22 protein-coding genes are annotated in these 23,808 nt (G+C 40.6%); 20 read left to right on the top strand and 2 right to left on the bottom strand.

Translation table 11 applies throughout. From position 1 onward, the window contains the following. Window positions 1-182 precede the first annotated feature (182 nt). From E7276_RS06780 to E7276_RS06685, 20 genes are all read left to right on the top strand, one after another. Entirely contained in the window at window positions 183-1,457 is a 1,275-nt protein-coding gene (locus E7276_RS06780) for a glucose-1-phosphate adenylyltransferase (RefSeq protein WP_294215417.1), read from the top strand. Then, window positions 1,454-2,587, top strand: a complete 1,134-nt coding sequence (gene glgD / locus E7276_RS06775) for a glucose-1-phosphate adenylyltransferase subunit GlgD (protein ID WP_294215414.1) — start codon at window positions 1,454-1,456, stop codon at window positions 2,585-2,587. Before E7276_RS06780 ends, glgD begins: the two co-directional genes overlap by 4 nt. A gap of 2 nt (window positions 2,588-2,589) precedes the next feature. Continuing rightward, entirely contained in the window at window positions 2,590-2,850 is a 261-nt protein-coding gene (spoVG, locus tag E7276_RS06770) for a septation regulator SpoVG (protein WP_294215410.1), read from the top strand. 5 nt (window positions 2,851-2,855) lie between these two features. After that, window positions 2,856-3,431: an aminoacyl-tRNA hydrolase gene (gene pth / locus E7276_RS06765; RefSeq protein ID WP_294215407.1), complete on the top strand. Its 576-nt coding sequence runs from the start codon at window positions 2,856-2,858 to the stop codon at window positions 3,429-3,431. Between the two features lie 129 nt (window positions 3,432-3,560). Beyond that, window positions 3,561-4,802: a BTAD domain-containing putative transcriptional regulator gene (locus E7276_RS06760; RefSeq protein ID WP_294215404.1), complete on the top strand. Its 1,242-nt coding sequence runs from the start codon at window positions 3,561-3,563 to the stop codon at window positions 4,800-4,802. A gap of 2 nt (window positions 4,803-4,804) precedes the next feature. Next, a complete protein-coding gene (locus tag E7276_RS06755; RefSeq protein WP_294215403.1) occupies window positions 4,805-5,224 on the top strand; it encodes a hypothetical protein in 420 nt (139 codons plus the stop codon). Window positions 5,225-5,245: 21 nt separating this feature from the next. Then, window positions 5,246-6,202, top strand: a complete 957-nt coding sequence (locus tag E7276_RS06750; RefSeq protein WP_294215401.1) for a transglutaminase-like domain-containing protein — start codon at window positions 5,246-5,248, stop codon at window positions 6,200-6,202. A 9-nt stretch (window positions 6,203-6,211) separates the two neighbouring features. Then, window positions 6,212-7,264, top strand: coding sequence for a type II secretion system F family protein (locus E7276_RS06745; protein WP_294215398.1), 1,053 nt, complete (start codon window positions 6,212-6,214; stop codon window positions 7,262-7,264). Window position 7,265: 1 nt separating this feature from the next. Continuing rightward, window positions 7,266-7,616, top strand: a complete 351-nt coding sequence (locus tag E7276_RS06740; protein ID WP_294215396.1) for a hypothetical protein — start codon at window positions 7,266-7,268, stop codon at window positions 7,614-7,616. Window positions 7,617-7,632: 16 nt separating this feature from the next. Then, window positions 7,633-8,157 (top strand): DUF4860 domain-containing protein, encoded by a 525-nt coding sequence (locus E7276_RS06735; protein ID WP_294215393.1) that lies wholly within the window; start codon window positions 7,633-7,635, stop codon window positions 8,155-8,157. Further along, window positions 8,147-8,533, top strand: a complete 387-nt coding sequence (locus E7276_RS06730) for a hypothetical protein (protein ID WP_294215391.1) — start codon at window positions 8,147-8,149, stop codon at window positions 8,531-8,533. The genes E7276_RS06735 and E7276_RS06730 overlap by 11 nt, the downstream gene beginning before the upstream one ends. Window positions 8,534-8,535: 2 nt before the next feature. Beyond that, the gene (locus E7276_RS06725) at window positions 8,536-8,898 is read left to right on the top strand and encodes a hypothetical protein (protein ID WP_294215388.1); all 363 of its coding nucleotides are present in this window, start codon (window positions 8,536-8,538) and stop codon (window positions 8,896-8,898) included. 15 nt (window positions 8,899-8,913) lie between these two features. Then, window positions 8,914-10,020 carry a type IV pilus twitching motility protein PilT gene (locus tag E7276_RS06720; RefSeq protein ID WP_294215387.1) on the top strand — a complete coding sequence of 369 codons (1,107 nt, stop codon included), beginning with the start codon at window positions 8,914-8,916 and terminating at the stop codon, window positions 10,018-10,020. A 2-nt stretch (window positions 10,021-10,022) separates the two neighbouring features. After that, entirely contained in the window at window positions 10,023-11,669 is a 1,647-nt protein-coding gene (locus tag E7276_RS06715; RefSeq protein ID WP_294215382.1) for a SulP family inorganic anion transporter, read from the top strand. A gap of 24 nt (window positions 11,670-11,693) precedes the next feature. Further along, window positions 11,694-15,221 carry a transcription-repair coupling factor gene (mfd, locus tag E7276_RS06710; RefSeq protein WP_294215379.1) on the top strand — a complete coding sequence of 1,176 codons (3,528 nt, stop codon included), beginning with the start codon at window positions 11,694-11,696 and terminating at the stop codon, window positions 15,219-15,221. 109 nt (window positions 15,222-15,330) lie between these two features. After that, on the top strand, window positions 15,331-16,515 hold the full coding sequence (locus E7276_RS06705; protein ID WP_294215377.1) for a peptidyl-prolyl cis-trans isomerase: 1,185 nt from the start codon (window positions 15,331-15,333) through the stop codon (window positions 16,513-16,515). Next, on the top strand, window positions 16,515-18,251 hold the full coding sequence (locus E7276_RS06700; protein ID WP_294215375.1) for an ABC transporter ATP-binding protein: 1,737 nt from the start codon (window positions 16,515-16,517) through the stop codon (window positions 18,249-18,251). Before E7276_RS06705 ends, E7276_RS06700 begins: the two co-directional genes overlap by 1 nt. After that, window positions 18,244-19,983 (top strand): ABC transporter ATP-binding protein, encoded by a 1,740-nt coding sequence (locus E7276_RS06695; RefSeq protein WP_294215373.1) that lies wholly within the window; start codon window positions 18,244-18,246, stop codon window positions 19,981-19,983. The genes E7276_RS06700 and E7276_RS06695 overlap by 8 nt, the downstream gene beginning before the upstream one ends. A gap of 44 nt (window positions 19,984-20,027) precedes the next feature. Beyond that, window positions 20,028-21,323 (top strand): UDP-N-acetylglucosamine 1-carboxyvinyltransferase, encoded by a 1,296-nt coding sequence (locus tag E7276_RS06690; RefSeq protein ID WP_294215371.1) that lies wholly within the window; start codon window positions 20,028-20,030, stop codon window positions 21,321-21,323. An 18-nt stretch (window positions 21,324-21,341) separates the two neighbouring features. Then, window positions 21,342-21,563: a Lar family restriction alleviation protein gene (locus tag E7276_RS06685; RefSeq protein ID WP_294215369.1), complete on the top strand. Its 222-nt coding sequence runs from the start codon at window positions 21,342-21,344 to the stop codon at window positions 21,561-21,563. A gap of 2 nt (window positions 21,564-21,565) precedes the next feature. On the opposite strand, the gene E7276_RS06680 is transcribed toward E7276_RS06685, so the two are convergent. Together E7276_RS06680 and E7276_RS06675 are read right to left on the bottom strand one after the other, a co-directional pair. Then, complete coding sequence (locus tag E7276_RS06680) at window positions 21,566-22,927, bottom strand: HAMP domain-containing sensor histidine kinase (protein ID WP_294215366.1); 1,362 nt, start codon at window positions 22,925-22,927, stop codon at window positions 21,566-21,568. Then, window positions 22,924-23,634 (bottom strand): response regulator transcription factor, encoded by a 711-nt coding sequence (locus E7276_RS06675; RefSeq protein ID WP_294215363.1) that lies wholly within the window; start codon window positions 23,632-23,634, stop codon window positions 22,924-22,926. The genes E7276_RS06680 and E7276_RS06675 overlap by 4 nt, the downstream gene beginning before the upstream one ends. Window positions 23,635-23,808: the final 174 nt, after the last annotated feature.

Here is a 23,808-nt window from a genome sequence, read left to right as displayed (position 1 = left end):
TTTAGCTCAACATTTCGTCAAAATGACAACCAATTGTCAAACAATTAACAAGGTAATGGTAAAAATTATGAATATTATTGCACGCAATTTTACACTTTGTTATACTAAATATACAAAGGGGAGTGCTTGGGGTTAATATTTGCACATCCCTTGTGACAGCATGAGAAAGGCAGATGATAGGGATGATTAGAAAAGAAATGATTGCAATGCTTCTTGCTGGCGGGCAGGGTAGCAGGTTAGGCGTACTCACGTCTGACGTTGCAAAGCCAGCAGTTTCTTTCGGGGGAAAGTATCGTATTATCGATTTTCCTCTATCAAATTGTATCAATTCTGGAATTGATACCGTTGGTGTTCTCACTCAGTATCAGCCTCTAGTCCTCAATTCTCACATTGGAATTGGTATTCCATGGGATTTGGATAGGACAAATGGTGGCGTTACAGTATTACCACCATATGAGAAGAGCGATACTAGTGAATGGTATTCTGGAACAGCTAACGCAATTTTCCAAAACCTTAAGTACATGGAGAACTATAATCCAGAGTATGTGCTTATCCTTTCGGGTGACCACATTTATAAGATGGATTATGAGGCCATGTTAGATTTTCATAAGGCAAAGGGCGCAGATGTTACTATTGCGGTAATACCAGTGCCTATCGAAGAAGCATCGCGATTTGGTGTTGTAATTGCTGATGAAGAAAAACGTATCAGCGAATTTGAGGAGAAACCACCTCAGCCAAGAAGTAACCTTGCTTCTATGGGTATTTATATTTTCAGCTGGAAGGCACTTAAGGAGTCACTCCTTGCTCTTAAGGATCAGAGCAATTGTGATTTTGGTAAGCATGTTTTACCTTACCTTCACGAAAAGGGTTCTCCAATGTATGCCTACGAGTTTAACAGCTATTGGAAGGATGTAGGAACACTTGGCTCATATTGGGAAGCTAATATGGAGCTTATCGATTTGATACCAGAGTTTAACCTCTACGAGGAATTCTGGAAGATTTATACTAATCAGAACATCATCGAGCCACAGTTCATTGCTAGCTCCGCAGTAGTTGACAAAGCAATCATCGGAGCTGGTGCACAGATTTATGGTGAAGTATACAACTCAGTACTTGGTGCTGGTGTAGTTGTTGAAGAAGGAACAATAATCCGCGATTCAATTATTATGGAAGGGGTTACCATTGGAAAGAATTGCGTGATAGATAAATCGATTATCGCTGAGAACACAGTAGTTGGTGAAGACACAAAAATTGGTCAAGGCGAGGAAGCAGTTAGCAAGCTGAACGCAAGCATCTATGGATATGGACTTGCAGTAATCGGCGAGAATTCTACGATTCCAGCACACGTTACTATTGGAAAGAATACAGCTATCAAGGGCGAGACTGGCGAAGCAGATTATCCTGACGGACAGTTAGCTAGTGGCGGCTACATTATCAAGGCAGGTGATCAAGTATGAAAGCATTAGGTATAATTCTAGCAGGTGGAAACAGCAGTAGAATGCAGAATCTTACAGACAAGCGTGCAATCGCAGCTATGCCAGTAGGAGGCAGCTACAGATGTATTGATTTTGTCCTTTCAAATATGACAAATTCACACATTCAGACAGTAGCAGTGCTGTCCCAGTACAACGCTCGCTCATTAAATGAGCATCTTAATTCATCAAAATGGTGGAACTTTGGTAGAAAGCAGGGAGGTCTCTTCCTTTTCACACCAACAGTTACTACTAATAATAGCTGGTGGTACAGAGGTACTGCCGATGCCATTTGGCAAAATATTGATTTCCTAAAGAAAAGACATGAGCCATATGTTATTATAGCTAGTGGTGATTGTGTTTATAAATTGGACTTCAATAAAGTTTTAGACTATCACATCGACAAGCAGGCAGATATTACTGTAGTCTGCGCGAAGCTACCTGAGGGCGATGACATCAATCGTTACGGTGTAGTGGACATGGATAGAAGCGGCAGAATTGTTGAGTTCGAGGAGAAGCCAATGGTTGCAAACTCAGACATTGTTTCTGCTGGTGTGTACGTCATCAGACGTCGAGCTCTTATCGATTTACTTGAAGAGTGCAATCGTGAGGGCAGATACAACTTTGTTACAGACATTCTCATAAGATACAAGAGCATGAAGAAAATCTACGGCTACATGATGGAAGGATATTGGGCAAACATCGCTGACGTAGACAGCTACTTCAAGGCAAACATGGATTTCTTACGTAAGGATGTACGCGATATGTTCTTCCACACAGAACCAGGAGTATTTTCAAAGACACACGACCTTCCACCTGCAAAGTTCAACACAGGTTCACAGGTTAGAAATTCTCTTGTTGCAGGAGGATGTATCATCAATTCTACGGTAGAGAATTCTGTACTATTTAAAAAGGCCTTTGTTGGCAACAATTCAGTTGTTAAGAATTGCGTCATTTTAAATGGAGCATACATAGGGGACAACGTGCACGTAGAAAATTGCATTGTTGAAAGCCATGAGACATTGCTCAGCGGATCCACATATATTGGGGAAAATGGAATCCGCATAGTTATAGGTAACAAAAATCGTTATGATATGCCAGTTGGGGAGGTATAACAATGCAGATTACTGACATCAGAATTCGCAAAATCGAGAAGGAAGGCAAGATGAAGGCTGTAGTATCAGTCACAATCGATGAGGAGTTCGTAATTCACGACATCAAAATTATCGAAGGAGATAAGGGACTATTTATCGCAATGCCATCTAGACGTGGTTCAGAGGGCGGCTACAAGGATATTGCACATCCTATTCGCTCAACCACTAGAGAGCAGATGCAGAACATGATCCTTACTAAATATAAGGAAGAGTTCCCAGAGTAATTTATATGTTTTTAATTGTTGGTCTAGGTAATCCAGAAAGAAAGTATGAAGGCACACGACATAATGTGGGCTTCGAAGCCATCGACGCTATTTCTCAAAAATTTGGAATAGAAGTCAATCACAAGGAACATAAGGGAATTGTGGGAAAGGGCATAATAAATGGCCATAAGGTCATGCTGGTGAAACCTCAGACTTATATGAACCTCAGCGGAGAATGTGTTTTTGAACTCACTGAGTACTATGATGTAGAGCCAACTGAGGAGCTGATTGTCATCTCTGATGATGTTTCCCTTTCCACAGGAAATATTCGTGTGAGAAAAAAGGGAAGTGCTGGCGGCCATAACGGCCTTAAAAACATCATAGGCCTGTTGGATACTAACGAGTTTCCACGAATCCGAGTTGGTGTAGGCGAGTGTGGAAAGGGTGATTTGATTGCCCATGTGCTTGGTCGATACGACGAGGAGGATAGGAAGCGCGTAGACAGTTCTTTCGACAAGGTAATTGGAGCCTTGGAGTTGTTTCTTGATGGGGATTTGGATGCAGCTATGAACAAATACAACGTCAAAGAAAAAATCGAATAGTTATATGACCTGTGTTTCGGACTGAAGTACAGGTCATTTTTTTGTGGATTTTATTATTTACAATAACGATTAAAAAATCTATACTTTAAACTATAATGAAATAACTGTAAACATAAGGGAGATACAAAGTTGGAACAGATTATTAAAATCAAAGCCCAAATGTTGGGAAACGTAGAGATTTCCTACGAAGGCAAACCATTTACTATCGAGAGAAACAACACAACAAAGGTTAATCAGCTTTTTCAAATGCTTCTTTATTATCCTAATGGGTTAGCTAGAGAACAGATTATGTATAACCTATTTCATAATGAAGAGATTGCAGACCCATCGAACAGCTTACGTGCGCTTGTTTTCAGATTGAGAAAAGCGCTTCCAAAGGTTGGTCTTCCTGAGGAGGACTACGTTCATGTAAAACGTGGTATATACAAAATCAATTCAAATATTGAAGTTGAATGTGATGCTATTATCTTTGAAGACGTGGCAAAAAAGGCACTTGCAGCAGATACTCTTCCAGAGCAGCTTGCAGCATTAAAGGAAGCCTGCGACATGTACAAAGGAGATTTCCTTCCAGGTCTTAGTGGCTCTGATTGGGTTATCACAGTACAGGTTAAGCTCAAGAGACTTTACACTAGATGTGTAAAGCAGCTTTGCGAGATTTGCCTTGTAGAAAAGGACTACCGCACAATCAATCAGGTGGCTCACAAGGCTAATACTTTATATCCATATGATGGATGGCAGACATACGAGATGCAGGCTCTTATCGAGCTTGGCAAATCAAAGGATGCTCTCAAATTATATGAGGAGACAGAGAACCTCATGTTTGAAGAGCTTGGTGTGTCTATTCCACCAGAGATGACAAAGCAGCTTGAGGAGCTTGGTGCTCAGGTTAAAAACAATACAGACATGATCAGCGAGGTTAAAAAGAACCTCGATACCAGCAAAGAGGATATTGAGGGTGCATTCTATTGCTCATATCCTAACTTTGTTGAATGCTACAGATACATCAAGCGTGTTATCATGCGTTCAGGTCAGGCTGCATGGCTTATGCTTTGCACAATTACAGACGGCAAGGGCTTCGCTCTTGAAAATTCAGACCGCTTAAACACACTTGCAGATGAATTAAACGAGGCAATCAGAGTTTCTACCCGTGGTGGAGATATGTACGCCAGATACTCAAACAACCAGTTCGTAGTTCTTCTTCTTGATATCACACAAGAAGATTGCGTATTAGTTCAGGCTCGTATCAACGACAACCTTAGCAAGGAATCTAGAAAGCGTTACATTAAATACAATGTAGCACCAGTTAACCTTGCCAGCGCTGGCACATCAGAAGACACAGCAGAGTTGAACAATATTATCCAAGGAGAATAAGTATGTCAGTTTCGGGTAGAATGAAAAGGACAAGTAATAGCGTCGGAATTATCATTGATAAGGACGCAGAAGGCTTCAAAGGTCAGGTAATTAATCGATTTGGCAGGGAGACTGCAGAGTTCGAGGATTTACCAGGACTTTTTGACCTTATAGAAGAGGTGCTTGATGAGGTAAATTACCCAGCAGTTAAAATTCAAAAGCGCCATTTCAAGCACACAGAAGATGCTACTAAGAAATTTAAGGTAGATCAGGATTTAGAAAAAATTGATGTAACAGAACTTCTTCCAGGCAATGAGGGCTATATACTTATGGTGACAGGTCGTGATAATGCCACATTACAGGGTGCTCTTTACATTGCTTCAGAGGACAAAGAATACAAATTTAATGGGGATGTTGAATTAGTTAGGTTATTAAACAAATAAGAGGACTTCGGGAGGAAGCAATTGAGAAGGATTAGATATTTGCTTTCGCTGATTGTTCTAGGTATTAGCCTAGCTGCATGTGGCTCCTCTGAGAGTGTTGCGGACGTTGCCTCTAGTGGAACGACTGCATCATCTGCATCAGCCAAAGAGGCAAAGGGTTCTAGGGATAATTCCATTAGAGTCCTGACTCCAGAGGCCAGTGGCACAGAGGTTTATGAAAACATGGACGCATCCATAGACGCTAGCAATGCCAGCGATGGATACGTAATGGTTAAATACACAGGCTCAGCAGCTAAGGTGAGAATGCTAATAGAAACGCCGGCAGGTAACACCTACAACTATCTGATGGATTTGGATGGCAATTATGCCGTCTATCCTCTGTCAGAGGGTAGTGGTACCTACAAAATCGGTGTATATGAAAACCTACATGATGACCAGTACGCAGCAGCATTTACACAATCGGTGAACGTAACCCTCAAAGATGAATATAGTATGTTTTTGTATCCAAATGCCTATGTGAATTTCAACGCCAATTCTAACGCGGTGAAAAAGGGACAGGAGTTGGCAGCCAGTGCCAATACTGATTTGGAGGTGGTGGAGAATGTCTACCACTACATAATCAACAATATTACCTATGATTATGACAAGGCGGAGACAGTACAGTCAGGCTATGTTCCAACGGTGGATAGCACACTTGCTAGCGGCACTGGAATATGCTTTGATTATGCATCATTGATGGGCGCGATGCTTAGGTCTCAGGGCATACCTACTAGACTAGAGATAGGTTACGCAGGCACTGAGTATCATGCATGGATTTCTGTATACACAGATGATACAGGTTGGATTGATAACGTGATAGAGTTTGATGGCTCAAAATGGACCCTTATGGATCCAACACTTGGGTCTTACGCTAACACGAGTACAGTTAAGAAATATTTACAAGACGATACTTATTATCAATTAAAGTATAAATACTAAGGTGGAGCTATGAGCATAAAAAATAGAAAAAAATTAACAGCTGAGGAGCTTTATGCATTCTCAGATGAAATGGGAATGATGATCACTAGCGGTGTTTCATCAATTCAAGGAATTACAATGATGCTTGACGAATCCCAGGGAGGAGAGGAAAAGGAACTCCTTGCTGAGATGGAGCAGGTAGTTACAGAAACAGGCTCTTTGGCCAAGGCCATTGAGGACGCTGGAGTTTTCCCAGATTACTTCGTTGAAATGACTCGCATGGGCGAGCAGACAGGTAAGATGGATTCAGTTCTTACAAATCTTGCAGCACATTACGCTAGAGAAATGGCAATCAGCAATGCCATCCGTAGTGCTGTTACATATCCACTTATGATGGTTGCAATGATGCTTATTATCATCATTGTTCTTGTCACTGAGATTATGCCAGTATTTGACCGTGTATTCCGCCAGCTTGGTGGTACAATGGACGGTTTGTCAGGTGGATTTTTAGCTTTTGGTAGCTTTATCAAATCCAACGGGGCAATTTTCCTAGTGATTCTACTTGCGGTTGTGATTTATTTAATTGTCCTTAACAAATCTAGATGGGGCAAAAATCACCGCAATAATCTTTTATACAAGAATCGTCACTTTAAATCTATTCATTCAAAAATAGCTACAAGCCGTTTTGCTTCAGCTATGGCAATGACTCTTTCAAGCGGTATGGACGTTATGCAGTCCCTTGAGGTCAGCGGACGAATTGTTGATGCGCCAGAGTTTGAGCAAAAGGTGGAAAAATGCAAGGATTCCTTTGCAGAGACTATGGATGTAGGTAAGGCATTTTCAGTTTCTGGTATTTTCGGAGGCCTTTATGGTCGTATGGCAATTTTAGGTGCCAAAACAGGTAATATGGAAAATGTTCTTGAGAAGGTTGCAACAACCTACCAGGAGGAGGCAGATGAGGAAATTAACGACCTTATCGCTGTTGTTGAGCCTACGCTTGTAATTATTCTTTCAGTAATCGTTGGAATAATTCTTTTATCAGTTATGTTGCCACTTTTGAATATAATGTCAGGGATGATCTAATATGTCTAAAACAAGATTTGGTAGCCTTGATGGCATTCATGAAATTAAAAAGAAAAATGTTGCAGGAACAACACTTATTTCTGCACTGCTTTTTGTGCTGATTTTTATAGGCTTTCTGTTTGCAGTTTCCAAGGCCGCAGAAGGCTCTGTAACAGAGCAGCGCCAGAGTCTTTCAGAGGCAATCGATAGGGCCATTATCCAGTGCTATGTTACGGAGGGCCGCTACCCTGAGAGCTTTGATTATTTAAAAGAAAACTATGGAATCATCTATGATGATGAGATGTTTAGAGTAGACTACGTAATATTTGGTTCCAATATGAAACCGGATGTGACAATTATAAACTTGCAGTAATGTTGGAGGAGCAGCTTTGAGTATAGGACGTTCTAGAAAACATAATATAGATATCATGTTCCTCATGATCTTGTTTCTTATATTCACTTTCTCAGCAGTGAGTGTTCTTTTGATGGCTGTTAATTCCTACAGGTCCGTTGTAAATGCAAACGAGTCAAATGCCAATGCTAGAACAGCAATTGCCTACATTCGAGAGGTGGTTCGCCAGCATGACAGCGCAGGAGTAATTGATATTTCCACAATCGATGGCTGCGATTGCATTAGAATGTCAGAGGGCACCGATTATTACCTTTACATCTATGAATATGACGGATATTTAATGGAGCTAGAGGCCAAAGAAAATTCTGGGGTTACAGCAGACTTTGGAAGCAAAATCCTTGAAATAAATAGTTTAGATATTTCCTTAGAAAAAGATTCTAATACTATGCAAATTGAAATCGAAAACGCAGATGGGCAAAAGGAAAATGTTAGCATAGGAATTAAATCAGGAATAAATAATGGCACTAATGCCAGTGTAGAGGAGGATACAGATGAAGAGTAGAAATAATGGCTCTCGTATTTTCCTTACAGAGCTAATGTTTTCAATATTGTTTTTTATCATAGTATCAGCAATTTGCGTGCAGGCTTTTGCCGGCAGCTTCGCCAAAAGTCGAGAGGCCAAGGAGCTTACTCAGGCAGTTAATTTAGCAACAAATGCAGCAGAAGAATACCTTACAAGGGATGATTTTGTTAGCTACACAGATTACTATGACAAAAATTGGCAGCTTTTAGATGGTGAGGAAGGTGAATATAAGGTAACTACCCTTGTAATTGAACCAGAAACCAACCAAGACTGTCAGTCCATGCATGTGGTTGTTTCCAACATGGATGATGAGGAGATATATTCTCTAGTAGTTAAAAAGGCTATTAAGGAGTAGAGATGGAGCACAAAAAGAGAGAATCAAGGGCAATAATAAATATTGGTACAAGCCTTATGGTTGTTATTTTGATAGGTCTTGCTTTTGCTGTTATTGCAGCTCTTACTATTTCTTCCAGCCATAACAACTATAGTCTTAGCAAAAAGCTTGCGGACCACACAGATGAGTATTACGCAGCATCCAACGAGGCATACGATAGAATTGCTAAAACTGACTGGGCAGACCAGGAATTTCAGATAGATATAAATGATAATCAGGTATTAAATGTTCAGGTTTCAGATGGCCAGATTTCAAAATGGCAGGTAGAAAATACTAGTGACTGGGAGGCAGACAGCTCTCAGCCAGTTATAACAATAATGGATTAACGGGGAGACGAAAAAATGGCAACAGATATAATTAGTTATTTGACAGATGCAGTACGCAAATATAAGGCTTCAGATGTGTTTATCATCACAGGCCGAGAAGTATCCTTTAGAGTAAATGATTTAGTTTTGACACGCTCAGAGCTTGAATCTCAGTATTCAGAAAAGTCAGAGCCTGACAATGGTCCTGTTATGCCTGCAATGGCTGAGGATTTGGTTCAGCAGATTTATAAAATTGCCAATCGTGACATTACAAAATACGTTGAGCAGGGCGACGACGATTTCTCATTTGCCATAAAGGATGTTTCTCGATTCAGAGTAAATGCCTTCAAACAAAGAGGCACTTACGCAGCAGTTATCCGTGTAATTACATTTACACTTCCTGACTACAAGGAGCTTATGATTCCTGAGTCAGTTATCAACCTTGCCAACGAGTCAAAGGGATTAGTTCTCGTTACAGGCCCTGCAGGAAGCGGTAAATCCACCACCTTATCCTGTGTAGTTGATAGAATTAACAAAACCTATAACAAGCACATTATCACCCTTGAGGATCCAGTAGAATACCTTCACAGACATGGTAAATCTATTGTTTCCCAGCGAGAGATTCATCTAGATACAGAAAACTATGTTACAGCGCTTCGTGCATCACTTCGTCAGAGTCCTGACGTTATTCTCCTTGGAGAAATGCGTGATGCAGAGACAATTTCTGTTGCCATGACAGCAGCAGAAACCGGACATTTGATTTTATCCACTTTACATACAATTGGTGCGGCCAACACAATCGACCGTATCATCGACGTTTTCCCATCAGAGCAGCAGCACCAGATAGCTCTGCAGCTTTCTATGGTTATCAAGGCCGTAGTTTCTCAGCAATTGGTGCCAGCCATTGATGGAAGCTTAGTTCCAGCATTCGAGGTAATGACAGTTACCCCAGCTATCAGAAATATGATTCGTGAAAATAAGGTACCTCAGATTGAGGGTGTAATCTATTCTAGCGATACAGATGAGATGGTTTCTATGGATTCAAGCTTGTTTAAATTGGTGAGAGAGGGTAAAATCACTAAGGACACGGCCATGGAATTTGCCGTGAACGCAGAAATGCTAGGAAGAAGATTAGGAGTTTAAAAATGGAAAGTTTCAAACCAATGCTGTTTTCTTGTATGAAGAAGTATAGCAAGGAACAGCTTGCAAAAGATGTTGTATCAGGAATCATTGTGGCAATCATCGCATTGCCACTTTCTATTGCCTTGGCCCTTGCCTCTGGCGTTGGCCCAGAGCCAGGTCTTTACACCGCAATAGTAGCAGGCTTTCTGATTTCATTCTTTGGTGGTAGTACAGTTCAGATTGCTGGACCTACTGCAGCCTTCGCCACAATCGTAGCAGGTATCATCGCTACAGACGGCATGGATGGTCTTATCATTGCCACAATCATGGCAGGTATCATCCTCATTATACTTGGTATTGTAAAGGCTGGTGCACTTATCAAGTTTATTCCTTACACAATCACTACTGGCTTTACAGCTGGTATTGCAGTAACTATTTTAATCGGTCAGTTCAAGGACTTCTTTGGAGTAGATTTCAGAGGAGCCAAGCCAATCGAGACAATCGATAAATTAAAGGCATTCTTTGGAAACATTGACACACTTAACTATCAGGCTATGCTTGTTGGTATCGTATGTCTTGCAGTACTTATTATTTGGCCAAAGTTCTTCTCAAAGATTCCTGCATCAATCATTGCAGTATTCGTAGGTATCGCAATGGTTCAGGGCTTAGGACTTGAGGTTAATACTATCGGTAAATTATATCCAGATTTAAAATCGGGATTACCTACAGTATCTGTGCCACATTTCTCATTATCACTTATCCGAAATGAGATGCCCAATGCATTTACAATTGCAATTCTTGCTGCTATCGAATCACTTCTTTCAGCAGTAGTTGCTGATGGAATGGTAAACAGCAAGCACAGAAGTAATCAGGAGCTTATCGGTCAGGGTATCGGTAATATTGGTTCTGTTTTATTTGGTGGTATCCCAGCAACAGGTGCTATCGCCCGTACAGCTGCCAATATCAAAAACGGTGGACGTACACCAATCGCTGGTATGGTTCACTCAATTACACTATTGATTATCTTAGTTGTTCTTATGCCATATGCTAAGTACATTCCAATGCCATGTATCGCAGCTATCCTTTTCCAGGTTGCTTACAATATGTGCCAGTGGAGACCATTTGTTAGATTAGTAAAGTTCGCACCTAAGTCAGATATCATCGTTCTTGTTTTGACATTCGTGCTTACAGTAGTATTTGACCTTGTTGTTGCTATCGAGTGGGGCATGATTGTTGCCTGCATCCTTTTCATCAAGAGAATGAGCGAGGAGACACACGTTAGCGGTTGGACATATCAGTCAGACGATGCTGAGTTCGTAGATGACCTTCGTGCAGTTACAAAGGAAATCAGAGTATTTGAAATTACAGGACCACTTTTCTTTGGTGTTTCTGATATGCTTGCAGAGAGCATTAATGTAAAGGACTTCACAAAGGTTCTCGTTATTAGAATGAGATCTGTACCAGCAATCGACGTTACAGCTCTTAGAGCTCTCAGAGATTTAGTTGAACGTGCAGAGAAAAAGGGCGTAAAGGTAGTGTTCTCCCATGTTAATGAACAGCCACGTCGTATGATGGAAAAGGCTGACTTCATTAAGCTAGTAGGCGAAGATAACTTCCAGCCAAACATTGATGCTGCTCTTGATAGAGCCGAGAAATTACTTGAAAAATAATTGTTATTAAATCGTGATTAAACTATGAAAACATTTTTAGAACCATTTAAATCACTTACAGCTGTAGAGTCTCTTAGAGAGGCTCTACATAAATATGGAAAGATTTACGATATAACTGGGTGTGCTGACAAGGCACACCTTATTTTTGGTGTCGGCCATGATATTGACTACAAGCTTATCATCACAAGTGATGAGCTAAAGGCTAGAGATTTATACGAAGAATATCGTTTTTACGATAATGATGTAGTATATTTCCCTGCGAAGGATTTCTTGTTCTATCAGTCTGATATAAGAGGAAATGCTTTGACTAGAGAGCGTATGAAGGCAATAGAGGCTGTTATATCCAACAATAGCTGTACGGTCATCACCACAATCGATGCTCTTATGAACAAGCTACCTGCCCTTTCTTATTTTGAGGATGGTGTGGTTGCTATTTCAGATGCTGATACTGTGGAGCTAGAGGCCCTTCGTCGCAAGCTTGTGGCTATGGGCTATGAAGCTGTGGGCACCTGTGAGCATCCAGGAGAATTTGCTGTCCGTGGTGGTATTATCGACGTATTTCCACTTACAGCAGATCTTCCTGTTCGTATTGAATTATGGGGTGATGAAGTTGACAGCATTCGCTCTTATGACCCATCAAATCAGAAGTCTATCGAAAATATAAATTCTGTTTTAATTTTTCCAGCAGTGGAATTAATCCTCTCTAGAGACGAAGTAGAAGCTGGTCTTGCCAAAATTGAAGCCGAGCGAGATCAGCGATATGAAGCATATCGCAAGGAGATGAAAACAGAAGAAGCATACCATCTGAAAACATATGCTGACAGAGTCATAGAGGAAACAAGAGAGTGGGGCCTTAGCCAAGAGCTAGAGACACATCTTACATATTTCTGTGACAAGCTAGGCTCATTTATTGATTTCATGCCAAAGGGCACCTATGTATTTGTAGATGAGATTCAAAAGGTAGTAAACAAGGGCGAAATCACCGAAACAGAATTTGCTGATGCCATGACACGTCGTGTAGAGGCTGGTTACATGCTAAAGGGCCAAATGGAAATGCTTTATGGCCTTACAGAGATCCTTGGCAAAATAGAAGCCTTTCCAACAACGCTTATGTCTATTTTGGACTCTAAAAACAAATACCTTAAATCAGCAGATCATTTTAGTATTGCCGTACAAGGAGTTAATGCCTACAACGGTAGCTTTGAATTATTAACAAAGGAACTTTTATCCTACAAAAAAAGAAAGTACAAGGTCCTTTTGGTAACAAGCTCTAGCACCAAAGGCCAGAGACTTGCTCAGGATTTATTAGACGAGGGGCTAAACTCATATTTCACCACGGATTTGGACCACCCTATTAATCCAGGTGAGACAATGATATGTGTTGGAAATATTAAAAGAGGATTTGATTATCCTGATTCGGCCTTTGTAATGCTGTCTGACGGAGATATATTTGGTCACGTTAGAAAGAAAAAACACCGTGTTAAAAAGTACGAGGGAGAAACAATTTCTTCATTCTCAGACCTTCACGTTGGGGACTATGTTGTTCATGAAAACTATGGTCTTGGTGTATACAAAGGAACAGAGCAAATGGAGCTTGATAAGGTCATTCGTGACTATATCAAGATTGAATATGCCAAGGGTAGCAATTTGTACGTGCTTACCTCTCAGCTTGACCAGATTCAAAAGTACTCTGGCCCTGACGGCAAGAAACCAAAGCTAAATTCCTTAGGTGCAGGTACCCAAGAATGGCACCGTACAAAGCAAAAGGTTCAATCTGCAGTTGGTGTTGTTGCCAAAGAACTGGTGGATTTATATGCCTTACGTCAAAACACAGATGGATTCGTATATGGCCCTGATACTGTATGGCAAAAAGAATTCGAGGAAAGCTTCCCATACGAGGAAACTGATGGTCAGTTAGAGGCAGTTGCTGCAGTTAAATCAGACATGCAATCCACAAAGATTATGGATAGATTGATTTGTGGTGACGTTGGATTCGGCAAAACAGAGGTAGCCATGCGAGCAGCCTTCAAGGCAGTTCAGGAAGGAAAACAGGTGGCTTACCTTGTTCCTACAACTATTCTTGCACAACAGCACTACAATAACTTTGTTCAGCGAATGGGCGGCTATCCTGTAAATATTGGACTTCTATGCCGTTTTAGAAGTGCAGCTGAGCAAAAGAAAACCATCGAAGGCCTTAAAAATGGCATGGTTGATATTGTTATTGGAACCCACAGATTGCTATCGAAGGATGTGGAGTTTAAGGATTTAGGACTTCTCATTATCGATGAGGAGCAGCGCTTTGGTGTAAACCATAAAGAGCGTATTAAGCAAATGAAAAAGACTGTTGATGTACTTTCTCTTTCTGCTACACCAATACCTCGAACCCTTCATATGTCCTTAGTTGGCATCCGAGATATGAGCGTTTTGGATGAGCCACCTATGGAGAGAACTCCAATCCAGACTTTTGTATTCGAATACAATGAGGAAATGGTTCGCGAGGCCATAGTTAGAGAAATGGCCAGAGACGGGCAGGTTTACTATGTATTTAACCGTGTTAGAGGCATTCAGGATATGGCTGCAGAAATAGAGAGACTTGTTCCTGAGGCTACAGTTGGCTATATCCACGGTCAGATGACAGAGGCCAAGGTCGAGGATGTTATGATGCAGTTCATCAACCATGAAATCGATGTTTTGGTGGCAACAACAATCATCGAAATTGGACTGGATATCTCTAACGTAAATACGATAATCATTCATGATTCAGATAACATGGGCTTGTCTCAGCTTTACCAGTTGAGGGGCCGTGTAGGTCGAAGCAACCGTACCGCTTACGCATTTTTGATGTATCGAAGAGACAAAATGCTGAAGGAGGTTGCAGAGAAACGTTTGGCTGCAATCAAGGAATTTACCGACCTGGGTTCTGGATTTAAAATTGCCATGCGAGATTTGGAAATCCGTGGCGCCGGTAACCTTCTTGGCGTAGAGCAGCATGGAAATATGACAGCTGTAGGTTACGACCTTTACTGCAAGATGCTTAACGAAGCTGTCAAAATTGAAAAGGGTGAAATTACAGAGGAAAGCTTCAATACTACAGTTGATATCAATATCGAGGCATACCTGCCAGACACCTACGTATCCAACGAGGAACAGCGTATCGATATCTACAAACGTATTGCTGCAATTGATTCTGAGGATGCTAGAGATGATATGCTAGACGAGTTGGTTGATAGATTCGGAGAACCAAAGAGATGTGTTCAAAATCTCCTTTGGGTGGCTATGCTTCGTGTCAAGGCTCATGATGCTTATATCACAGCAATTGAGCAAAAGCAGGACATCATCAAAATCGTCATGTATGAAAAGGCAAAAATTGATGTGGCACAGATTCCAGCTCTCTTAGAGCGAAACAACCCACATATTACCTTTGCGGCAGACCCAAAGAACCCTGCTTTTATATTCAATACCAAAGCAAATACTCGCATAAAACCTAACGAAATATTCGATTATTTGCAGGATTTTATAGCCGACCTTAGGACCCTAAAAGTTGATAATTAACCTCATATTAACTATAATGAAAAGGCTTAGGTTCATATGTGAGCTTCTATTAGTAGCCCTCAGAGAACCAAAAAATATTGGGTGGGTCCACTCAGGAGGATTAAATGTAATGAGACGAGCAATTTTAAAATCTACAGGTGTGGCAGTTTTATCAGCATCTGTATTGTTGACAGGATGCGGTAAAACAGATGAGAATGCCACATTAATAACTATAAAGACAGCAGATGGCACATCTGATACTATCACATTAGGCTATGCCAAATTTGCAGCTCGCTATGAGCAGTCTATTTATGATCAGAGCTTGATGCAGTATTACGGTGAGCAGATGTGGTCTACAGACATGTATGGCACAGGCACAACTATGCAGGATCAGGTAAAGAGCACAGTTCTTTCAGAAATCGAGGCACAGTACGTTTCAAATCTTCATGCTGCAGATTATGGTATTGCCATTACAGATGAGCAGAACACAGCTATTGCTGAGGCAGCAAAGCAGTTCATGTCAGACAACACATCAGACACTATCGAAGCTCTTGGTGCTACAGAAGACATCGTTAAGCAATACCTTGAGAACAGAACTATTTACTCATTAGTTTCTGAGAAAATCAAAGAGGACAAGGACGCAGAAATCACAGAGGATGATTGCTGGATGCGTACTATCTCATATGTATTGTTTGACACAACAGGCAAAACAGCTGAGGACGGTACAGTTGAGGCGTATACAGATGATGAGCTTGCATCATTAAAGGAGCAGGCTGAGGAATTAGCTGCTAGCGATGATTTCGCTACATATGCTGAGTCTCTTGGCGTTACAGCTCAGACATATTCTTACCTTAAGGGCGAGACAGAGGATGACCAGATGCAGATGGACGTTATCACAGCAGCAGAGGCACTTGCTGAGGGTGAGGTTTCGGATGTTATCGAGGTTGATGGCGTAGGCTATTATGTATTCACAGTTACAGCTGATCATGATGAGTCAGCATCAGAGTCTAAAAGAGAAAGCCTTAAGAGCGAGGCTCTTAGCGCTCAAATAGATGCTTGGGAGGCTGAGATTGAGTGGACAGTTGACGAGGAGCTTTGGGCTACAGTTAATTTCGATTCACTTTTCAAAGCACCTGAGGTAGAAGAAACAACTGATACTACAACAGAGACAACAACAGAAGAGACTACAGAAACTACAGAAGAATCAACAGAAGAAACTACTGAGGAAACTACTGAGGAGACTACAGAGGAAACAACTGAAGCGACATCAGAGGATGCAACAGAAGGTTCAGCTGAGGAATCTGAAGCAGAATAATGCGATTTATAATTCAATACATTAAAAAATATAAAATACGAGCTATTTTAGCCCCACTTTTCAAAATGTTAGAGGCGATATTTGAGCTTTTGGTTCCACTTGTTATGGCATCAATCATTAACAAGGGAATCGCCAGCTCAGATACCCACTACATCATTATGATGAGTGGGGTTTTAATTTTACTTGCTGTAGTGGGATTAATATTTTCTATTACAGCCCAGTACTTTAGTGCTTATGTTGCTGTATACACAGCATCAGAGATTAGACACGATTTATTTAAAAAGATTTTGTCCTTATCTCAGGCAACTAAGGATCAGGTAGGTGAAGAAGTCCTTACCACCAGAATTACAAACGATATAAACCAAATTCAAAATGCAATAAACATGGTTCTAAGACTATTTTTGCGATCTCCATTTATAGTGTTTGGCGCAATGATTATGGCATTTATAGTAGATGTTAAATCAGCATTTATTTTTATCGGGGTTATAGTGCTCCTATCTTTCATTGTATATGTCATCATGAAATATACTTTGCCACGATACAAAACAATTGCAGCACGTCTTGAAAAGATACTTCACGCTACTTCTGAGAACCTTGCAGGTGCTAGAGTCCTTAGAGCCTTTTGCCAGGTGGACAATGAGAGTCGTGAATTTAAACAAAAAACCCATGAGCTTGCCTACATGCAGATTAATACAGGCAAGGTCTCAGCTCTGCTTAATCCAGTAACCTACGTAATAGTAAATCTTGGCATAGTTGCACTTATTTATATTTCAGCCACTAGAGTAGAAGCAGGCTACATCCTTCAAGGTGATGTAGTGGCCCTAGTTAACTACATGAGCCAGATTTTAGTAGAGCTAATAAAGCTTGCAAACCTTATCGTGCTTTTGATGAAAGCATTCCCATCAGCAGATCGTGTTCAGGAATTGATGGAAATGAAATCAGATGAGAGAACACATATAGAAACCGTGGAAACCAGTGAAGCTCTAAGCCAAGGAAATATATCTATTAAAAATGTTTCCTTCAGCTATAATCACACCAAGGAAATGGATTTAGTAAATATAACCCTTGAGATTCCAGCAGGTAGCACCCTTGGAATCATCGGTGGAACAGGCTCGGGAAAGAGCACACTGCTCAAGCTTTTGAATCACACCTACGACGTTAGTCAGGGATCCATTGAAATAGATGGCACAGATGTTAAAAAGATATCTGATAGCAAACTGGCTGAGATTTTTGGAATTGTACCTCAGAGAGCCTCATTGTTTAGTGGCACAATACGAGAAAATATGACAATGAAAACAGCCACAAGTGATGACGCGGAAATTAAATCAGCCCTTAATAATGCTCAAGGACTTGATTTTATAGAGCAAAAGGAAGGGCTAGACACAGTTGTAAATGGTCGCGGTTCTAATTTCTCGGGCGGTCAAAAGCAGCGACTTACTATCGCTAGAGCATTAGTTGGTCAGCCAAAGATTTTGATGCTTGATGATTCTTCAAGCGCCCTTGATATGACCACTGAGGCTAAATTGAAAAAAGCTCTTAGCAAGCTCAGTTGGAATCCAACTCGAATTATAGTTTCTCAGAGAGCATCCTCTGTAAAGGATGCTGACCAAATACTTGTACTAGAAGACGGACAGGCAGTAGGCTTAGGCACACATAGTCAGCTTATGGAAAACTGCGATATTTATCAGGAGATATATTACTGCCAGTTCCCTAGAGAGGAGGCAGCAAATGAATAATAAGTCTCAATCTAGGATATTAAATCGTGTTTTAATAGAACTAAAACCATACGGATTTAAAGTATTTCTATCAATAATATGTGCATTAATTACAGTTATTCTTACCTTGAGGATACCAGTACTTACAGGTGAAGCAGTAGACTGCATCATGGGCAGGGGATCAATTGATTACACCCAGCTAGAAGATGTCCTTAGGGTTATGTGTATCACCATCATAGCCACCTTCTTTTCTCAGTGGATTATGAACAGGCTTAATAATAGCATTACATACGGCATCACAAAGGAACTTAGAGATAGAGCCTTTGCAAAGCTTCAACACATGAAGCTATCTCAAATAGATTCTCATCCACATGGAGATTTCGTCAGCAGAATAGTTTCTGACGCTGATACCTTTGCTGATGGCTTGTTAATGGGATTTACACAAGTATTCACTGGCGTGCTTACTATATTAGGAACAGTTTATTTCATGTTAGTCATTTCATGGGAAATAGCCCTAATCGTAGTAATTGCTACTCCAGCATCCTTGCTTCTTGCCAAATTCATCTCAGGTCGAACCTACAAGTTCTTTAAAGAACAGGCAGGGCTTAGAGGTCGCGAAACAGCCTACATCGAAGAGATGATTATTAATAAAGAAATAGTTCGAAATATGGACTACGAGGATGACGCCTTAGAATCCTTTGTAGTGATGAATTCAAGCCTTGCGGATGCGTCCATGAAGGCAACCTTCTATTCATCAACAGTCAACCCAAGCACACGACTGATTAACAATCTTATCTATGCAGCTGTTGGTGTTTTTGGAGCGATACTTGCAATAGGTGGAGGAATCACCGTTGGCGGACTTACAAGCTTCCTATTTTATGCTAGTAGCTACGCAAAACCATTTAATGAAATTTCTGGAGTTATCACAGAGTTCCAAAACGCGTTGGCTTGCGCAGCCCGCTTGTTTGAAATGATTGATGCAGAGGTTGAAACCAACCAAGGCGCTAATACCACAGATGATGCCAAGGGCTGCATCGAATTTAAGGATGTGGCATTCTCATACGATAAAAGCAAAAAACTTATTGAGCACCTTAATCTAAAAGTAATGCCGGGACAGCGAGTTGCAATTGTTGGACCTACCGGTGCTGGAAAAAGTACAATCATTAATCTGTTAATGAGATTTTATGATGTGGATGCTGGACAGATATTAATTGACGGCGTAGACATCAGGGATGTAGAACTAGACAATCTTCGAAGTAATTTTGGAATGGTTCTTCAGGAGACCTGGATAAAAAATGCTTCTGTTAGAGATAATCTGAAAATGGCTAGTCCTAATGCTACCGATGAAGAAATAATAGCGGCTGCAAAAGCAACCCACGCCCACAGCTTCATAAAAAGAATGCCATACGGATATGACACAATATTATCCACAGAGGGCGGTGCATTATCCCAAGGACAGATGCAGCTATTGTGTATAACTAGGGTAATGCTCAACATTCCACCAATGCTAATACTAGATGAGGCAACAAGTTCAATAGATACACGTACAGAACAGAAAATACAATCTGCATTTAATAAAATGATGACAGGAAGAACAACTTTTGTTGTTGCCCATAGATTGTCGACAATAAAGGGCTCAGACGTGATTTTATTCGTTAAAGATGGACAGATTGTGGAACATGGTAACCATAGGGAATTGTTGCAGAAAAATGGCTTTTATGCTAAATTATATCGAGGCCAAAGTGAAAATTAACTTTGGCAGGATAGAGAGAATTTTAGAAAGTATCAGGAGATAAAATGGAACAGTATGTAATTAAAGGCGGCACTGCCCTCTCAGGAGAGGTTGAGATCAGTGGTGCTAAAAACGCAGCCTTGGGTATTTTGGCTGGCGCTATTATGACAGATGAGACTGTTACAATTGAAAATCTACCAAACGTTAAAGATATAAATGTTTTAATTGGTGCACTTGAAGATATCGGAGCTACAATCGATCGCGTGGATGACCACACTGTAAAGATTAACGGTTCTAGTATCAATCGTCTTTCTGTAGACTATGAGTACATCAAGAAAATCAGAGCTTCTTATTATTTAATGGGAGCACTTCTTGGTAAGTACAAGAATGCAGAAGTTGCACTTCCTGGCGGTTGCCTTATTGGGGCACGTCCTATTGATTTACACGTCAAAGGACTCAAGGCACTTGGTGCCAATGTTGATGTTAGCTATGGCCTTTGGTCAGCTAGAGCAGACAAGCTTGTAGGTAGCCATATCTACCTTGATAAGGTTTCTGTTGGTGCTACTATTAACATTATGCTTGCTTCTGTTTTAGCAGAGGGCAAAACTACTATCGAGAATGCGGCTAAGGAGCCACACGTAGTTGATGTTGCATCCTTCCTTAACAGTATGGGTGCAAATATCAGAGGTGCTGGTACTGATGTTATTCGTATCGTTGGTGTTCCAGCTCTTCACGGTACTACTTATGCAGTTATTCCAGACCAGATTGAGGCTGGTACATATATGTGTGCAGCTGCAGCTACACACGGTGATATCATGATTAAAAATGTCATCCCTAAGCACTTGGAGGCTACTTCAGCCAAGCTTATCGAGGCAGGATGTATCATCGAAGAGTACGACGATGCAGTTCGTGTCATTGGAAAAGGACGCAAGCTTACAAGCACACACGTTACTACATTACCTTATCCTGGCTTCCCTACAGATATGCAGCCAGAGATTACAGCAGTTCTTGGAATTGCCAGCGGCACTAGCACAGTTACAGAGTCAATCTTTGAGAACAGATTCAAATATGTTGATGAGCTTGCTCGCATGGGTGCCAATATCAAAGTAGAGAGCACAGTAGCTATTGTTACTGGTGTTGAGAAATATACAGGCGCTAGAGTTTGTGCTTCAGACCTTAGAGCCGGTGCAGCACTTATCATTGCAGGACTTGCAGCTGATGGCATCACAGTTATTGATGACATCAAATATATCCAGCGTGGATATGAGGACATTGTTGGCAAATTTACAAAGCTTGGCGCTACAATTGCTGAGGTTGACTCAGAGCACGAGCTTCAGAAATTCAAACTTAAAGTTAGCTAGTTCACTATCGAGGTAATTATGGATTTTTTAGAAAATATTGAAATACATGACTGTCCAATTTGTGGTGGGGCAGCCCTCATAGAGGAAGAAGACCACGGATTTTATGTAGCATGCCTAGATTGCGGTAGCTACACAGGCACAGTAGGCTTCAAAGCCGAAGAAGGCAGAGAAGAAGCAGCCCAGAAGGCTGCTATGCTTTGGAATACAGGCAAGGTCATCAACAGTGCCCCAGGCGAGTAATCCTAATATTTAGGGAATATTAATTCAATACAAAATGTATCTTCAGAGGTTCGAGTTTTGCTCGAGCCTCTTTGTCTTTTCATAAGACTTGAAATGGAAATCAAACCGATTTTTGCACTTTCATTTTTGCGAGGCACCTTTCTGATTTTGTTAGTAATGGAAAGGATGACTTTCTCCTCATCATTTTTAAAATCAATTACAACATCTTCACAATCATCTGCATACTTATCTATATTCGTAAATACGTTATTAAATATGCGAAGAATATCATTCATATTCACACGAACCTTAAAGGGCTCAATCTGCTGCCCGTATGTAAACCTGAACCCCTGGTTAATGAGAGGCAAAGAAAACTCACTAAACAGCTGCATAAATAAATCCATGCCCTCGTATTCTTCCAAATCCTCAGAGGAGCGCTCAGGGTTAGGATCAAATGCAAGAAAATATTCAAATAAACGGTCGGACATTTCCTTAATCTGATGACAGGTTTTAAGAGCGGTGTCTACATACTCATCCAATTCTTCCTTGGAATTGTAATGGTGCTCCTTTAATATCTCTAGATAACCCATCTGAGTGGTAAGAGGCGTGCGCAAATCATGGGATAGAGCAGTGACCAAGCTATTATTAGCCTGCAAAGCCTTCTTCTCATTTTCCATTTGCTGCGCCAATGCGATGCGCATAGAATTTAGACTTCCTGCAACCTGTGAAAGCTCATCGTTACCCTTTACAGGAATTTGATAATTCAAATCTCCACCCTCAAGGATGCTAATGTCCTTTGAAATTTCTTTGATATAATGCATCTTTTTCCTAACAAATAAAATGAAAATTAAAAAGGCAATAAGACCACACAGCACAATACTAATAACGTATATACGGTTATAAAGAGAATAAGCAAAATCACCCCAGATATAAAGCTTTGCCGTGCCATCGCTAAGTGTAATATCGTATTTTTTATAATTGAACCATGTCACATCATCAGAAATATACTCCTTAATTTCTTCGTCAGTGTATGGAATATTCTCTTCATCCATTTCCGCCAAGAAGCTAGCAAGGCTAGAGTCAAACACGGTTTTGTTATCCTTTTTTATATAAAAATAAACTAAGTCATGTGCCTTGGACCATTTTTCAAAATCCTCATAGCCAGTGGAAGCCACATTATTATCGGCAATATACTCATTGAAATTTTCCACAGTGGAATTTAGCTGCTGGTACAAATAGGTGGTGTTTGCCCACTTAGAGGTGTAGAGGTTTTCATTTAGATGATTCAAAAAGAAGAAAAGTCCAATACTTACCCCAAAGGAAATAATCAGGGCAAAAATCAGCTCATAGTATAAGGATTTAAAAGTTTGCTTCAATATTTTCATACAAGTTTGTAGCCCTTCCCCCATACAGTTAGCAAGTGTCTAGGTGCCGAAGGGTCCTCCTCAATTTTCGTTCTAAGATTTCTAATGTGCACCATAATGGTGGCGTTTGAGCTGTAAAAATAAGGCTCATTCCAAATGCTTTCGTAAATTAGCTGAGCAGGGAAGACTCGCCCTGGGCTTGCAATCAAAAGCTTTAGAATCTGATATTCCAGCTCCGACAAATCAATAGGCACAGCCTCGCCAGTGGAAGAAACAGTGAACACCTCGTTCCTGTCCTTGGCGACCTTGAAAACATCATAAGTAAAATAGTCATCAGCTACAGTTGTTTCCTTGCCCTTATATACGTAATAGCGCCTAAGAAGAGATTTTACTCTGGCAGTAAGCTCTGCATGGGAAAATGGCTTGGCCAAATAATCATCAGCTCCCAGTAGCAAGCCAAAGGATTTGTCAGAATCAGAACCCTTAGCTGTCAAAAACAAAATTGGCATCTGATAGGTTTCTCTGATTCCCTTGCAAACATCAAGCCCTGATTTCCCTGGCATCATAATATCCAAAATCACAAGGTCAATGGAATCATCCACAAGAGAAAGTGCCTCATTCCCATCTCTAGCCTCAATGACCTCGTAGCCTTCGCTCTCCAAAAGAATCTTTATAATATTTCTAATTTCTTCGTTATCATCAACAGTTAATATTCTCTGTTTGCTCATAAGCTTCTCCATTAATAGTAGTGACTAACCTTAAGCCTATACTAGCATAAAAATAGTGTTTAATCTTTGAAATATCCCATCTTTAGATTTCTTTAGATTTACATTAGGAATTTCTTAAGAATTGATTTGTATGATTCTTAGTGTTGAAACAAAGACATTAACCGGAGGAAACTT

Source organism: Pseudobutyrivibrio sp. (genome assembly GCF_015057185.1).
Classification (GTDB): Bacteria; Bacillota; Clostridia; order Lachnospirales; family Lachnospiraceae; genus Pseudobutyrivibrio.
This window is presented reverse-complemented; position numbering and strand designations above follow the sequence as displayed.